Source organism: Domibacillus epiphyticus, assembly GCF_001975785.1.
GTDB classification, from domain to species: Bacteria; Bacillota; Bacilli; order Bacillales; family Domibacillaceae; genus Domibacillus; species Domibacillus epiphyticus.
In genome coordinates, this window is sequence record NZ_MSFI01000006.1 from 93,319 (window position 1) to 108,209 (window position 14,891).

A 14,891-nucleotide genomic window follows, 5' to 3' on the forward strand; every position below is an offset into this window, starting at 1 on the left:
TTTTTTTGTATTACGATACGATTTTCAATCCAACAACGGATACGATGATCATTGTAATAAAGAAGATCCGTTTCACATCACGGGGTTCACCGTATATCGTCATGCCGACAATCGTGCTGCCAACGGTACCGATACCGGTCCAGACGCCGTATGCAGTCCCCATTGGAATGGCTGTCATGGCAATAGACAAGCAGAGAAAGCTAAGGCTGAAACCGCCGATCAGAACGATCCAAGACAGCACATGTTTTTTTGTGTTTACCATCGACATGCCCGTTACCCCAACGACTTCGAATAATCCGGCTATAATTAATAATACCCACATCATGAAGTGGCGGCATCCTTTTCAGATGTAACAACTTTCAAGCCGATAATTCCCGCCAGCAAGACAGCGATTAAAAGTATTTTCACCCAACTAAACGGCTCATCAAATAGTGTCATTTCGAGAATAACCGTACCGGCCGTTCCAAGACCGACAAACGCAGCGTATACGGTGGTTGTTGGCAGTTGTTTTGAGCAATAGATAAGTAACCCGAAGCTGACCGCAATCGCAATAAAAGTTAAAATCCATTCGATGAAACTGTTTGAGTGCTTCAATCCTGCTACCCAGCCAACTTCAAAAAATCCGGCAAATAATACAAGAATCCATTTCCTATTCAACTTTATAAATTTCCTTTCTTTATCCTGTTTCCGTACTTATATCATAAATAGACAAAAAATGCTCGATTAAAATCATCGCTGCTTTTAATCGAGCATTTTGTATTACGTTGTATATTCACCATTAATTTTTACATAGTCATACGACAAATCACAGCCCCAAACGGTTGAAGATCCCTGTCCATCCCCGAGTGAAATTTTAATCAGTACTTCATTTGTTTTTAAATACTCTTCCAGTTCAGTCCGTTTATCTTCAGCAGGCGCACCATTTTTAAACACATACACATCACCAAACGAAACGGACACAGCTCCTGTATTTACCTGGTGTTCTGAGTTTCCGATTGTCGACATAATACGGCCCCAGTTCGGATCCTCACCAAAAATCGCTGTTTTGACTAGCGGTGAATTAATGATAGATTTTCCGATTTTTTTTGCAATAACGTGATCATCTGCACCTGTTACCTGAACTTCGACAAGCTTCGTTGCACCTTCACCGTCACGGGCAATTTCTTTTGCAAGCTCAATGCAAAGATCCGTCAATACCGCTTCAAATTCAACAAGATCTACTTTTCCGGCAAGCCCATTCGCCATGGCGACCACTGTGTCGCTTGTGCTTGTATCACCATCAACTGACACGCTGTTAAATGAAACATCGACGGCATTTTTGAGCATTTTTTGCAGTTGTGCCGGCTCGATCGCTGCGTCTGTCAAAATGTAGCTGAGCATTGTCGCCATATTTGGCTCAATCATCCCTGACCCTTTTGCCATCGCAGAAATTGTCACATTACCAATTTTTCTTGTACGGAATTTTGGATACGTATCCGTTGTCATAATCGCTTTAGCTGACTGTTCAAGTCCATTTTCAGTCAGCTGATTTTTCAGGCCGGGAATAGACGTCAATATTTTTTCAACAGGCAGGGGTACACCGATGACACCAGTGGAGGAAGGGAGGACATCACGTGAATCGATGGAGAGTTCCTTTGCAACCGCCTCGGTCACTTTTTGGGCGTCTTTAAGACCTTTGTCACCTGTTGCCACATTTGCGTTTTTGCTGTTAACGGCAATTGCCTGTAAATAACCGTCTGCTGCATTTTGTTTCCCAATCACAACCGGTGCGCCGCAAAATTGGTTTTTTGTAAACATGGCTGCTGCAGAAGCACGAACTTTTGAATATAAAATAGTAAAGTCCAGCGTATTATCTTTTATACCTGCATTTATAGAGCAAGACATAAAGCCTTTTGGAAAAGTGTTCAAAGAAAAACCTCCTAGTTTCATCATATTGTTTTTATTATACAACGGAACACTGATGTACGTGAAGAAGTTTTGAATATTTATTCAAACAAAATGAATAAAAACTATTGACATAGTAAAAAAAATGAGTAAGATAGAAAGAAAACATTGACAGAAAGGGTGAGAAATCATGATCGAAGTACGCAAAGCGGTACTGAAAGACGTGGAGCAAGTATTTGAACTCGTGAATCAATATGCTAATGAAGGGCTGATGCTGCCACGAACACGAGACTCTCTTGTTTTAAATTTGCAGTCGATTTTTGTTGCGGAAGAGGAAGGGGAGATTCTCGGGATTGCCAGCCTTGCGATACTCGGGCATGACCTCGCCGAAATTCGTTCCCTCGCCGTGTCGGAAAAAGCAAAAGGACGAGGAATTGGAAGAATGCTTGTCGCTCGGGTTGTTGAAGAAACGAAAAAAATTGGTATCCCAAAACTTATATCCCTGACCTATCAAGTTGCCTTTTTTGAAAAATGCGGTTTTAAAGTCATTCAAAAAACCGAGATGCCGCAAAAAGTATGGACAGATTGCATTCACTGTCCAAAATTTCCAAGCTGTGATGAAATTGCGATGGCGATTCAAACAGCGTAAAACAAAATAATCGGCTGTTCCGTATATATCGGGGCAGCCTTTATTTTTTATGCAGCGGGACGTTTTTTTCTCAATTTCGGGTATAAGTAAAGCTGTATAGTTTTCATCAGCAGACGATGGGAGAGAGGAAAATGGAACGCAACCGCACAATGATGCAATTTTTTGAGTGGCATCTGCAGCCCGATCATAAGCACTGGATCCGGCTGGAGGAACGGGCGAAAGAATTAAAAGAAGCGGGAATCGGTGCTGTATGGATCCCTCCTGTGACAAAAGGGGTGTCAAGTGAGGATAACGGGTACGGTGTGTACGATTTTTATGATCTCGGAGAATTTGACCAAAAAGGGGCAATCCCAACGAAATACGGAACAAAAGAAGAGCTTGAAAATGCGATAAGAGCATGCCACGATGCTGGTGTGTTTGTATATATTGATGTGGTCATGAATCATAAAGCGGGTGCGGACGAAAAAGAAGTATTTAAAGTTGTCGAAGTGGATCAGGAAAATCGGGAAAAGGTCATCTCGAAAGAACCGTTTGATATTGAAGGATGGACGAAATTTACGTTCCCTGGACGGAAAGGAAAGTATTCTGATTTTATTTGGACATTTGAACATTTCAATGGCACAGATTATGATGCGAAAAAAGATCGGAATGGCGTTTTCCGTATCGAAGGAGAGAATAAAAAATGGAGCGAAAATGTGGACGATGAGTTTGGAAACTATGACTTTTTAATGTTTGCAAACATTGACTACAATCATCCGAAAATACGGGAAGAAATGATCCGCTGGGGGAAATGGATAGCCGAGACGCTTGATTGTGACGGCTTTCGGCTTGATGCAATCAAGCATATTGATCACGAATTTATCGATCAATTCACGAAAGAAATACAGTCAGAGCGCGGGGATGATTTTTTCTATGTCGGAGAATTTTGGGTGCCGGAGCTTGATGACTGTGCGAAAATGATTGAAATAACAGATGGCCGCATTCATTTGTTTGATGTACCGCTAAAATACAATCTATTTAACGCCTCACAGGAAGGGGCTAAGTACGATTTGACAAAAATTTTTGAAGGATCCATTGTTGAAAATTATCCGCTAAATGCGGTGACATTTGTCGACAACCACGATACGCAGCCCGGGGAATCACTTGAATCATTTTTAGCGGACTGGTTTAAACAGAGTGCGTATGCATTGATCCTGCTCCGAAAAGATGGCTACCCGTGTGTATTTTACGGGGATTACTACGGGATAGGCGGGGAGAAGCCAGTCGACGGCAAGAAAGAAGCCATTGACCCTTTATTATACAGCAGACTGCATAAAGCATACGGCGAACAAGAGGACTATTTTGATCATCCGAATACGATTGGATGGGTTCGCAGGGGTGTGAAGGAAATTGAGCGGTCAGGCTGTGCAGTTGTAATAAACAATAGCGAAGAAGGCGGAAGCAAAAAAATGTATGTAGGTGAGGATAGAGCTGGTGAGAATTGGGTCGATTTCTTGAAGTCTTGTAAAGAAACTATTGAAATTGGTGAAGACGGCTGGGCGGTCTTCCCGGTAAATGCTGGCAGTGTGTCAGTCTGGGGGCTTCCGGATCAAGATGTAGAATAAAGTTGCAAAAAAAGTTCCTGCATCGCTGCAGGAACTTTTTTATTATAGTTTAAATGAACTTTTCAATGAAACAATACGGTTAAAGACCGGCTTCCCTTTTTCTGAATGTTTCGGGTCGACATTGAAATAGCCATGGCGGAAAAACTGCAATTTTTCCTGAGCTTCAATGTTTTCCAAATTCGGTTCAATAAACCCATTAATCACTTCCAGTGAGTTTTGATTCACGTGATCAAGGAATGTTTTGTCTTCTGATTCATCGGCCTCATCATCTAAAATAAGCGGTTCGTATAAGCGGAACTCTGCCGGTATTGCATTCGCTGCATCAACCCAGTGAATCGTTCCTTTTACTTTACGGCCAGTAAATCCGGAACCGCTTTTTGTTTCAGGATCATACGTGCAATGAATTTCTACGACATTGCCATCCTCATCTTTTATAACATTTTCACATTTGACGAAATAAGCATGTTTTAAACGCACTTCATTTCCAGGGAAGAGGCGGAAATATTTTTTCGGCGGATCTTCCATAAAATCTTCCTGCTCGATGTAAATCTCGCGGGAGAAAGGAATTTTTCTCATGCCCATGTCAGGATTTTCTGGATTTACTTCTGCATCCAGCCATTCCACTTGATCTTCTGGGTAATTTGTAATAACCAATTTTAACGGACGAAGCACACCCATTGTCCGTGGAGCTTTTAACTTTAAATCTTCACGCACGAAATGATCGAGCATCGCTGAATCAACGGTACCTGATCCTTTTGATACACCCGTTTCTTTTACAAAATCACGAATGGCCTCTGCTGTAAAACCCCGGCGGCGCATGCCGGAGATTGTCGGAAGACGGGGATCATCCCAGCCGTCGACGTGATTCTCATCGACAAGCTGCTTTAGCTTCCGCTTGCTCATGACCGTATTTGTAATATTTAATCGGCCAAATTCAATTTGCTGCGGCTGCATGTCCATTTCGCATTCGCGCACAACCCAGTCATACAGCGGACGGTGATCTTCAAACTCCGTTGTGCAGAGTGAATGAGTCACGCCTTCGATCGCGTCTTCCAGCGGATGTGCAAAATCATACATTGGGTAAATACACCACGTGTCACCCGTATTATGATGAGACGTATGTGAGACACGGTATAAGACAGGGTCGCGCAAGTTTAAATTTGGAGATGCCATATCAATTTTCGCGCGAAGCACTTTGCTACCGTCCGTAAATTCGCCATTTTTCATCCGTTCAAATAAATCAAGATTCTCTTCCTTCGTACGATGACGGTAAGGGCTCTCTTTTCCTGCTTCGGTCAGCGTACCGCGGTATTCACGAATTTCATCCGCAGTCAATTCGTCCACGTATGCCAGACCTTTTTGAATGAGCAAAACCGCTCTCTTGTACATTTCATCAAAATAATTAGATGCGTAGCGGAGCTCATCCCACTCGTAGCCAAGCCATGCGACATCTTCTTTAATCGAATCAACATACTCCTGGTCTTCTTTTAATGGGTTTGTATCGTCAAAACGTAAATTCGTTTTGCCGCCGAAATCGTCTGCTAAACCAAAGTTGATAACAATTGATTTTGCATGGCCGATGTGAAGATAGCCGTTCGGTTCAGGAGGGAAGCGGGTTATAACGTGGTCACGTTTCCCTGATTCCAGGTCCTGTTTAATAATTGTTCTGATAAAATTGGATGATTGTTCCAAAGTGATACCAGCCTTTCTCTGTTGAAGTCATGTATGCTTATTATATTTCACTGACCGCTCGAAAGAAAGGGGCGGACATGATTCTTTCATTTTCACCGTAAATCCATCGAATCAGTCAGTAAAAGTAATCTTGCATGAGAGACGATGAGATGGAAGGAAACCCTGGTCTTCAGGCATGGTAGTCTGTTTCATTAGACGTTTTTTATACCCGATAAAGAACAGTTTAAAATCGTTAACGATTTAATACAAAAAGAAGCATCTGACTTGTGTCAAATGCTCCCGCTTTTCTTTATCAAGAGTTTGCCGTTTTGTTGTTTTTTACCGAATCCATGGTTGTTTTAGCTAAAAAGACCGCGTTATTCGGAATTTGTTTTGCTTCATTTACTGTCAATGTAACCGCCTGCTTTGCATGATCCACATCGGCCATAATTTGCTCTTGGTGAACTTTTAATTCGTCTGTCTCACCCTTAATTTTATCTGTCTGTGTTTGAATGTGCGACTGTGCTTCTTTTAACCGGTCGATTTTCGGCTTCATTGATTTAAATGTTGAAAACGCCGAAACGCCGAAATAAACAAGTCCAGCGATCACAATAGCCAGACTGAGCCACCCAATCCATTCCATAAAATCCCTCCTGATTAATTGCGCTTTCTAATTACTGTACCCTGAATGATGGCAATTGTAACAGTAAAATGTTTGAAAAATGGATGAAACGGATTAATTGAAGATGAAAAAGGAAAAAAGAAGAGTGAGGAGTGGATGGTAATGAAGGAGAGGACTTGGCTGCTATTTTTGCGGCACATATGGATTGTGCCCGGCTTTTACAGTTTAGCGGCATTTATTCTGGCGATGATCGTCATATGGATAGATATTTCTCATTATGAAACAGTCAAGAAAATAGTCCCCAATCGATTGCTAACGAGCACCGAGTTGACGAAAACGATTCTCGGGTCGATTGCGGGTTCATTGCTTACGATGACCTCCATTACGTTTTCGACGTTAATGGTTGTTTTAACGACCTATTCAGGCCAGTTTTCACCGCGGATTCTGCAAAATTTTATTCAAGATAAAGTGACGCTGCGTGTGCTAGGCGTCTTCATGGGCGGTTTTGTTTATTCGATGTTTTCCCTTTTGTTTATTCGAGAAGTGAATAATGATGACCCGGTTATTTCAGCTGCAGTTGGTGTGTTTATTGCCTTCATTTGTCTCGCTTATTTTGCACATTTTTTACAGCACGTTGCGAACTCGATTCAGGTGACGAAACTGATCAACCGGCTTGCGGATGATGCGGTGAAATTGGTCGAAAAAAATGAAACATCAGGCATGCGGGTAAAAACTCGTCCCGAGCTGCCTGATACAGCACCCGCCATGCTATTGGCCGAAAATAAAGGCTATCTTCAGCTTTATGAAGTGAATAAATTGCTTGAGACTGCCCGCAGGCATAAATGCGTTATCGAACTAACACTGCCGATTGGCTCATTTGTAACAAAGAAAACACCATTGGGGAAAGTATACAAGATAGAAAATGGGTATGAAGATATTCGAAAGTATATAAAGATTGGAGACGATCGAACCATTGCACAGGATCTTGAGTTTGCGATTCAGAAAATGAGCGAGATTACGCTGAGGGCATTGGCTCCGGGGGCGAATGATCCGAATACAGCCATTGACGGCATTCGTCATATCGGAATGGCACTTGATGAAGCGAGCCGTCTTGATGGAAAATATATTATATATAAAGACAGGGAAACAGTGCAGCTGATCATTCCGCAGCGTCCGTTTGAAGAAATTTTATATGAAACATTATATGAAATATGTTATTCCGGCCGTGACCGCGTTTCAGTTCTGTTAGCAGTATTTGAAGCGCTTGAAATGATCTCGGATGGAAATACGCCGTCGATTAAAGCAAAAGTAAGGAATTTTGGCGAGTATGTGCGGGCAAAAGTGGAGGAGGATATACTAAATGAGACGGACCGGCGAAAAATTACCGAGAGATTTATGCAATTATGAACCCGTTGGAGCAGATTTTTTTCAACGACCGACGTTGCAGATGGCTAAAAATTTACTTGGCTGCCTGCTTGTAAAGGAAACGGAAGAAGGAGTGGCGTCCGGTTTTATTGTGGAAACAGAAGCATACCGCGGACCACTTGACCAGGCAGCTCATAGTTTTAACAACCGGCGGACGAAGCGGACGGAAATCATGTTTGCCGAAGCTGGACGCGTTTACACATATGTGATGCACACGCACTGTTTAGTGAATGTAGTTAGTGGGGAAGTGGACGTACCCGAAGCGGTTTTAATTCGTGCGGTCGAACCGTATGAAGGGATCGATCTCATGATGGAGCGGAGGGGTGTTACAACGTTGAAAAATGTAACAAGCGGGCCGGGAAAATTGACGAAAGCGCTTGGCATTACGATGGAGGATTACGGACGCTGTTTTCATGAACCCCCTATTTATATAGCATCCGGATATACGCCGGATGATATTTCATCCGGTCCGCGAATTGGCATTCCAAATAGCGGAGAGGCAAAAGACTACCCGTGGCGGTTTTGGGTTACTGGAAACATGCATGTGTCGAGATAGTAGCAGCCTTTTATCATTACTTCCTAATCATGAAATGGACGTGAAATGAAAAAGGCCCTGGAGAAATATACATTCTCTAGGGCTTATATTTCTTTATCCAGGAAATTTCTTTTCACTGGACGAAGAATCCTTTGTATGATGTTTCTTTTTTTCATCCTGCTGCTCAATCCTTAAATCTTCAAGAGGAATCGAGTCAACTGTCTGTTCTTCTTCAAATTTGTCGTATATGCTTTCTCTCTCGGTATTCATCTGATCAGGATTATCCATTTTCCCTTTATTTAATGGCTGCTTATCATTGTTTTCCATCTTTTCACCCCATCATGATTAGTTAATTTACTCTAACCGTATTTCAGAAGGATTAAACATCATTGCACTCCTGATGAAAACAATGGATAATGGACAAAAACGAGAAGGAGTCAATATGTCGAATCAACCAACATTTTTATCATCATTACAGCCGTTTTTGCAGGAAGCATGGCAAAAAGCGGCGTTTAAACAAGCAATGCCTGTACAGGAAGAAGCGATTCCGCTTTTGATGACAGGACGGGATGTCATCGCTGAATCGCCAACAGGAACAGGAAAGACACTCGCATATGTATTGCCAATGCTTCATAAAATTGACCCAAAACGCCAGCAAGTCCAGGCGGTTGTAATGGCGTCATCACGCGAACTGATTATGCAAATTCAAGAAGAAATCCGCACGTTTGGCGGTGGAGTTGTCACATCAGCCGGTATGATTGGCGGTGCGAACATTAAACGTCAGATCGAGCGGTTGAAAAAGCCGCCTCACATTGTATGCGGTACACCAGGCCGGCTGCTTGAACTTATTCAAATGAAAAAACTGAAAATGCATGAAGTAAAGCTGATTGTGCTCGATGAAGGGGATGAGCTTTTTGGAACAGCGCTTGCTGAACCGGTTCAATCTGTTATTAAGTCTGCTATGAAAGACCGTCAGCTTGCTCTCTTTTCCGCCACATTACCGGCTGCGGCTGAAGAAAAAGCAAAAGAAATTATGAATGATCCGGAAACGGTAAAAATTTCAAAAGGAAGCTTGCCGCAAGAAGGGGAAGTACGCCACATATATTTCACATGCACGTGGAAAGAAAAGCAGCAAATGATCGAAAAAGTAATGCGTGCCTTTGATCCTGAGCGAATGCTGGCGTTCATCAAAGATATTACAGACGTCAATGTCATGTCTGAAAAGCTTGCGTATAAAGGATGGAAGAATGGCGTACTGCACAGTGAACTGCGAAAAGAAGAGCGCGTAAAAGCGATACGAGAATTCCGAAATGGAACAGCGCCGATTTTATTTGCTACGGACGTTGCTGCACGAGGTTTAGATGTGAAAGGACTAACACACGTTTTGCATTTTGAAGCACCACATCATGCAAGAGAATATACACATCGCTCCGGGCGTACAGGACGCGCGGGTGAAGATGGAACCGTGATAACACTCATTACAAGTGAGTTTCAAGAAAAAGAACTCAAAAAAATCGCCAGACAAACAGGTGTTGAACTCGAAAAATATGAGTTTTTTAAAGGGAAAGCTGTTCCTGCGAAAAAATAAAGAAGAGCCCGCTCAATGGATGAGCGGGCTTTAGTGTATTTAAATACTTAACGAGCAGGTATGCTGAGAGAAATATCGAGCCGGAATGATGCTTCGGACTCAATGACTTCGCCAGGTTCGATATTGATAGGCTCAGAGAAAAGCGGGCCGTCGTACACAAATGTATGAAATTCACCATTTTCACCCATCGGACAGCAATCCGTTTTAGCTGCATCTTCAGCGAATGATTCATCCAGTTTCCGGCCGAGAAACTTCGGATCCATCTTATCGCGCCGAACGCGAATAATCAAAGCTTTATAGCCGGTTTCAATAAACCGATCGAGCATGGCTGCACTTTCAGCTTGCTTGCCTTTCAACGGGAATACTGCTTCGATACCGGCTGCTTCTGCTGTACGTTCTCCCCATTCAAAGTGCCCATCAAGGTAAATATCACCATAAGCAATACCATCGAGTGCAAACTCATCTTTCAGCTTTTTTAAATCATGAATAAAATCTTCCGTATAGTGATCATATCTGCATTGGATGAAATGAACCGGAATACCGAGTGATTTACTTTGCGCGTCAATTAAGTCCATTTTTTCATCGTGCCCGAACGTGCGGCCGGTTTCGATTGGAACTGTTGTGACGAGGCAGGCGACATCAACACCTTGTGCTTTTAACAAATGCAGCACCATCGTGCAGTCTTTTCCGCCGCTCCAGGACAATGCATATCTTTTATTCATTTTTCGATCGCCCTCTCATTAAAAGACTTTAGTCGTCCATGATTCACCATTCCAGATGTCAGTGACAACGTCCTGATAAAAGTCAGGCTCATGTGAAATAAGAAGGACGCTGCCTTTGTACTCTTTAATCGCCCGTTTCAATTCATCTTTTGCATCTACGTCAAGGTGATTAGTCGGCTCGTCCAGGACAAGGATATTTGATTCCTGATTAATTAATTTGCAAAGACGGACTTTCGCTTTTTCACCACCGCTTAACACAGCGACTTTACTTTCGATATGTTTAGTCGTCAATCCGCATTTCGCAAGGGCTGCGCGAATCTCGTATTGCGTATATGAAGGGAACTCCGTCCACATCTCTTCAATGCAAGTATTTCCGGAGTCCGTCTTCATTTCCTGCTGGAAGTAGCCGATTAATAAGTTTTCCCCGCGTTCAACCTTGCCGGAAACCGGGGAAATCTCACCGAGTAAACTCTTTAATAGTGTTGTTTTCCCGATACCGTTTGCGCCTGTTAAGGCAATCTTTTGTCCGCGCTCCATGCGCAGGTTCAGCGGGCGGGAAAGTGGCTCGCCGTATCCGATGACAAGGTCTCGCGCTTCGAAAATCAGCTTGCTGGGCGTCCGTCCTTCTTTGAAATGAAATTCTGGTTTCGGACGTTCCGCTGCAAGTTCAATAACGTCCATTTTATCCAGCTTTTTTTGACGAGACATCGCCATATTGCGTGTGGAGACGCGCGCTTTATTACGGGCAACAAAATCTTTTAAACCTGCAATTTCCTGCTGCTGCTTCTTATACGCCGCTTCAAGCTGCTGTTTTTTCATTTCATGAACTTTCAAAAAGTCATCATAAGTGCCGGCGTAGCGGTTTAATTCCTGGTTTTCCATATGATAAATTAAGTTGACAACACTGTTTAAAAACGGAATGTCATGGGAAATCAGAACAAAAGCATTTTCATATTCCTGTAAATAACGCTTCAGCCATTCGATATGCTGCTCATCCAGATAGTTTGTCGGCTCATCGAGTAATAAAATATCCGGTTTTTCAAGCAGCAGCTTGGCAAGCAATACTTTCGTCCGCTGGCCTCCGCTTAAGTCGTGAACATCGCGTTCAAGACCGATATCATCAAGGCCAAGGCCGCGGGCTGTTTCTTCAATTTTCGCGTCAATAATGTAAAAGTCATTATTCGTCAGCAGGTCCTGCATGGTGCCTGTTTGCTCAAGCAAGGTTTCAAGCTCTTCCGGCGTCACGTCCCCCATCTTGCCAAAAAGTTCATTCATTTCCGTTTCCACATCAAATAAATATTGATACGCAGTCCGGAGCACGTCACGAATGGTCATGCCCTGCTTTAATACAGCATGCTGATCGAGGTAGCCGACACGGACATTTTTCGACCATTCGACTTTTCCTTCATCCGGCTGGAGTTCTCCGGTAATAATATTCATAAACGTTGATTTTCCTTCTCCATTCGCTCCGACAAGTCCTATATGTTCGCCCTTTAAGAGGCGGAAAGATACATCATTAAAAATAGCGCGATCACCAAAACCATGGCTTAGGCGGCTTACTGATAAAATACTCATACGTATAAAAATCCTCTCGTTCATTTTTAACATGATTATATCATTTTCATGAAAAAATGGGGGGGAAACTGGTGAATGAAACATGTTCAATGTAAGATAGGGATATGAGGGAAATTCAGGAGGGATTTTGTAATGGAGCATGAATATAATGCGAAAGTAGGCGGAGCTAATCTTTACTGGAATAGAGAAGAAGGATTGTTTCAATTCGAAGGAGAAGACGTTGTTTTATTTTGGACAAAGACCGCTCTTAAGACGTTTATTGATACAATCGAAGAAGTAACCGGTAGGGATTCTGCCCGTGTTGTCATGGAAACAGCGGGATACCGCACAGGGAAAATTGTCAGCAGTTTTTATGCAGCAGGCGGCAAAGACATACAAAAAGTGCTTGAATCGCTGCCGGATATTTATGCGTCTGCCGGGTGGGGTGCCACGGAATTTAAGCGGCTTTGTTTAAAAGAAAAACGCGCAGTGCTCGAAATTCGAAACGACTGGGAAAGCAAAGTCGCCTTTGAACAGGAAAAAGAACGGCATGGCACGTTTCTTGGCGGCCACTGGGCAGGCCTATTCAGCGGATTATTAGGCGAGACGATCTGGTATAAAGTGGTAGACTATAAAGCGGATGAAATGGGTTCTTATAAAGAAATTGAACTATACCCATCGCCAATGACACCAGCGGAAAATGTGCGTGAACATATTCAATCCCAGGAGCAGCAGACAATTATGCAGCTTGAGGCAATGGTTGAAAACCGGACGCTGGAGCTTAGAAAAATGATCCGTGAGTTGTCATCACCGGTCATTCCAGTTTTGGACGGTATTCTGGTTACACCTCTTATGGGACGGTTTGACCAAGAGAGATCAGATGATTTTATTGAAAAAGCATTGCAGGCAATTGTTGATCATAAAGCTAATATGCTTATATTGGATGTCACTGGTATTAAAGAGATGAATACACTCGTTTTAAGCACGCTCGAGAAAGTAACACAGTCCATTCAACTAATTGGCGCGGTGCCTATTGTTGCGGGTATTTCACCTGAACTCGGGATGGAAATGGCATCGAAAGGCATCTATTTGAAAGATTTAAAATGTTTCGCGACATTAAAGCATGCTGTTCACTACGCGATTGCACTTGAAGGCATGCATATTACGAGAGCTGGAAATCAATAATTTTTAAAAAGGGATTGTTATGATTAGGGAAAAACGGGTATAGAATTAACACGTTATTTTTTGACCCGGGAGGTGAGGGGGAAAAACAGAGTATCTGTTTTTTTCCGTATATTGATATTCGTTAATTTACTTATATTTTCCTTATTAATCGTACTAACCGGCTTTTTCGTCGCAACTGAATTTGCCATCGTAAAAGTGCGTATGTCACGTATTAACCAGCTGATCGAAGAAGGGAATAAGCGGGCGGAAGCGGCGAAAAAAGTCGTCAAGAACCTGGATGAATATTTATCCGCCTGTCAGCTCGGCATTACCGTAACAGCGCTTGGACTAGGGTGGCTTGGGGAGCCGACTGTTGAAAAAATTCTTCATCCGCTGTTTGAGAGACTTGAAGTTGAGCCGGCGCTTGCAAGTATTCTTTCCTTTGCGATCGCGTTTTCTTTTGTCACGTTCTTGCACGTTGTCGTTGGGGAGCTTGCGCCAAAAACGGTCGCTATTCAAAAAGCGGAATTGATAACGTTGACATTTGCACCCTTAATCATTCTTTTTTATAAAGTCATGTATCCGTTTATTAAAATCTTAAATGGTTCTGCGCGTCTTTTGGTCGGGCTGTTTGGGTTGAAACCAGCTTCGGAACATGAAATCGCTCATTCAGAAGAAGAGCTGCGGATTATTTTATCAGAAAGTTTGAAAAGTGGTGAAATCAACCCATCTGAATATAAATATGTCGACCGTATTTTTGAATTTGATGAACGGGTTGCCAAAGAAATCATGGTGCCGCGCACAGACATGATTACGTTATCGAAAGAATTAACATGGGATGAAATCACATCAATAATCAAAATTGAAAAATATACACGCTACCCGGTTGATGATGGGGACAAAGATAACATTCTCGGCATGATTAATATGAAAGAGCTGTTATCTTATTACTTAAACCGTGATAGTGACCGCAGCCGGCCATTGGAAGAGTTTGTAAAGCCGGTAATCCGTGTAATTGAAACCATTCCGATTCATGATTTGCTATTGAAAATGCAAAAAGAGCGGATTCACATGGCTGTTTTAATGGATGAATACGGCGGAACCTCCGGACTTGTAACCGTTGAAGACATCTTAGAAGAAATTGTCGGAGATATTCGTGATGAATTTGACTCGGATGAAAAGCCGGAAATTCAGAAATTAGGAGAAAAAAATTATTTGTTCAATGCCCGTGTTCTTGTATCTGAGGTCAATGATTTACTGGGCACTGATTTGTCTGATGAGGAAGTCGATACACTTGGCGGCTGGGCACTTACCGAAAACATTGACGTAAAATTGGGTGACTCGATTGTGCAGGATGGGTACGAGTTCATTATTCGTGACGCTGAAGGACACCACATTCATGCGATAGAAGCAAAAAAAGCAAAATCAAAACCGGAAGAAGAATTAATTACGGAATAATTAAAAGGAGCGGCG

General features: G+C 42.6%; 15 protein-coding genes. 7 read left to right on the forward strand and 8 right to left on the reverse strand.

Annotated elements, in window-relative coordinates; all coding sequences use genetic code 11:
• Window positions 1-10 precede the first annotated feature (10 nt).
• From BTO28_RS03650 to argJ, 3 genes are all read right to left on the reverse strand, one after another.
• Window positions 11-325, reverse strand: coding sequence for a DMT family transporter (locus BTO28_RS03650; RefSeq protein ID WP_076764126.1), 315 nt, complete (start codon window positions 323-325; stop codon window positions 11-13).
• On the reverse strand, window positions 322-657 hold the full coding sequence (locus BTO28_RS03655) for a DMT family transporter (protein WP_076764128.1): 336 nt from the start codon (window positions 655-657) through the stop codon (window positions 322-324). Before BTO28_RS03655 ends, BTO28_RS03650 begins: the two co-directional genes overlap by 4 nt.
• Before the next feature lie 102 nt (window positions 658-759).
• Window positions 760-1,908, reverse strand: coding sequence for a bifunctional glutamate N-acetyltransferase/amino-acid acetyltransferase ArgJ (gene argJ, locus BTO28_RS03660; RefSeq protein ID WP_233129815.1), 1,149 nt, complete (start codon window positions 1,906-1,908; stop codon window positions 760-762).
• A gap of 166 nt (window positions 1,909-2,074) precedes the next feature.
• On the opposite strand from argJ, the gene BTO28_RS03665 reads away from it, so the two are divergent.
• Together BTO28_RS03665 and BTO28_RS03670 are read left to right on the forward strand one after the other, a co-directional pair.
• A complete protein-coding gene (locus BTO28_RS03665; protein WP_076764130.1) occupies window positions 2,075-2,533 on the forward strand; it encodes an N-acetyltransferase in 459 nt (152 codons plus the stop codon).
• A gap of 131 nt (window positions 2,534-2,664) precedes the next feature.
• Window positions 2,665-4,137, forward strand: coding sequence for an alpha-amylase (locus BTO28_RS03670; RefSeq protein WP_076764132.1), 1,473 nt, complete (start codon window positions 2,665-2,667; stop codon window positions 4,135-4,137).
• A gap of 42 nt (window positions 4,138-4,179) precedes the next feature.
• Here BTO28_RS03670 and BTO28_RS03675 read toward each other — a convergent pair whose 3' ends face one another.
• Both BTO28_RS03675 and BTO28_RS03680 read right to left on the reverse strand, forming a co-directional pair.
• Window positions 4,180-5,829, reverse strand: coding sequence for a glutamine--tRNA ligase/YqeY domain fusion protein (locus BTO28_RS03675; RefSeq protein WP_076764134.1), 1,650 nt, complete (start codon window positions 5,827-5,829; stop codon window positions 4,180-4,182).
• 292 nt (window positions 5,830-6,121) lie between these two features.
• Window positions 6,122-6,451, reverse strand: coding sequence for a DUF948 domain-containing protein (locus tag BTO28_RS03680; RefSeq protein ID WP_076764135.1), 330 nt, complete (start codon window positions 6,449-6,451; stop codon window positions 6,122-6,124).
• Between the two features lie 141 nt (window positions 6,452-6,592).
• Here BTO28_RS03680 and BTO28_RS03685 point away from each other — a divergent pair, with 141 nt between their 5' ends.
• Window positions 6,593-7,837: a DUF2254 domain-containing protein gene (locus tag BTO28_RS03685; protein WP_076764137.1), complete on the forward strand. Its 1,245-nt coding sequence runs from the start codon at window positions 6,593-6,595 to the stop codon at window positions 7,835-7,837.
• On the forward strand, window positions 7,791-8,411 hold the full coding sequence (locus BTO28_RS03690; RefSeq protein ID WP_076764138.1) for a DNA-3-methyladenine glycosylase: 621 nt from the start codon (window positions 7,791-7,793) through the stop codon (window positions 8,409-8,411). Before BTO28_RS03685 ends, BTO28_RS03690 begins: the two co-directional genes overlap by 47 nt.
• Window positions 8,412-8,504: 93 nt before the next feature.
• Here BTO28_RS03690 and BTO28_RS03695 read toward each other — a convergent pair whose 3' ends face one another.
• Complete coding sequence (locus tag BTO28_RS03695; protein ID WP_076764140.1) at window positions 8,505-8,717, reverse strand: hypothetical protein; 213 nt, start codon at window positions 8,715-8,717, stop codon at window positions 8,505-8,507.
• Window positions 8,718-8,832: 115 nt separating this feature from the next.
• Between BTO28_RS03695 and BTO28_RS03700 the strand changes: the two genes are divergently transcribed.
• A complete protein-coding gene (locus BTO28_RS03700) occupies window positions 8,833-9,978 on the forward strand; it encodes a DEAD/DEAH box helicase (protein ID WP_076764143.1) in 1,146 nt (381 codons plus the stop codon).
• Window positions 9,979-10,025: 47 nt separating this feature from the next.
• On the opposite strand, the gene BTO28_RS03705 is transcribed toward BTO28_RS03700, so the two are convergent.
• Together BTO28_RS03705 and BTO28_RS03710 are read right to left on the reverse strand one after the other, a co-directional pair.
• Window positions 10,026-10,700 (reverse strand): Dph6-related ATP pyrophosphatase, encoded by a 675-nt coding sequence (locus tag BTO28_RS03705; protein ID WP_076764145.1) that lies wholly within the window; start codon window positions 10,698-10,700, stop codon window positions 10,026-10,028.
• Window positions 10,701-10,718: 18 nt separating this feature from the next.
• Entirely contained in the window at window positions 10,719-12,275 is a 1,557-nt protein-coding gene (locus BTO28_RS03710) for an ABC-F family ATP-binding cassette domain-containing protein (RefSeq protein ID WP_076764147.1), read from the reverse strand.
• A 132-nt stretch (window positions 12,276-12,407) separates the two neighbouring features.
• Here BTO28_RS03710 and BTO28_RS03715 point away from each other — a divergent pair, with 132 nt between their 5' ends.
• Both BTO28_RS03715 and BTO28_RS03720 read left to right on the forward strand, forming a co-directional pair.
• Complete coding sequence (locus tag BTO28_RS03715; RefSeq protein WP_076764149.1) at window positions 12,408-13,439, forward strand: STAS domain-containing protein; 1,032 nt, start codon at window positions 12,408-12,410, stop codon at window positions 13,437-13,439.
• 111 nt (window positions 13,440-13,550) lie between these two features.
• Window positions 13,551-14,876 carry a hemolysin family protein gene (locus BTO28_RS03720; protein ID WP_076764150.1) on the forward strand — a complete coding sequence of 442 codons (1,326 nt, stop codon included), beginning with the start codon at window positions 13,551-13,553 and terminating at the stop codon, window positions 14,874-14,876.
• Window positions 14,877-14,891: the final 15 nt, after the last annotated feature.

Coding starts and splice junctions, on each gene's coding strand:
- BTO28_RS03680 (WP_076764135.1), bottom strand. CDS start 6,451: ATGGAATGGATTGGGTGGCTCAGTCTGGCTATTGTGATCGCTGGACTT.
- BTO28_RS03700 (WP_076764143.1), top strand. CDS start 8,833: ATGTCGAATCAACCAACATTTTTATCATCATTACAGCCGTTTTTGCAG.
- BTO28_RS03695 (WP_076764140.1), bottom strand. CDS start 8,717: ATGGAAAACAATGATAAGCAGCCATTAAATAAAGGGAAAATGGATAAT.
- BTO28_RS03685 (WP_076764137.1), top strand. CDS start 6,593: ATGAAGGAGAGGACTTGGCTGCTATTTTTGCGGCACATATGGATTGTG.
- BTO28_RS03710 (WP_076764147.1), bottom strand. CDS start 12,275: ATGAGTATTTTATCAGTAAGCCGCCTAAGCCATGGTTTTGGTGATCGC.
- BTO28_RS03670 (WP_076764132.1), top strand. CDS start 2,665: ATGGAACGCAACCGCACAATGATGCAATTTTTTGAGTGGCATCTGCAG.
- BTO28_RS03690 (WP_076764138.1), top strand. CDS start 7,791: ATGAGACGGACCGGCGAAAAATTACCGAGAGATTTATGCAATTATGAA.
- BTO28_RS03715 (WP_076764149.1), top strand. CDS start 12,408: ATGGAGCATGAATATAATGCGAAAGTAGGCGGAGCTAATCTTTACTGG.
- BTO28_RS03705 (WP_076764145.1), bottom strand. CDS start 10,700: ATGAATAAAAGATATGCATTGTCCTGGAGCGGCGGAAAAGACTGCACG.
- BTO28_RS03650 (WP_076764126.1), bottom strand. CDS start 325: ATGATGTGGGTATTATTAATTATAGCCGGATTATTCGAAGTCGTTGGG.
- BTO28_RS03665 (WP_076764130.1), top strand. CDS start 2,075: ATGATCGAAGTACGCAAAGCGGTACTGAAAGACGTGGAGCAAGTATTT.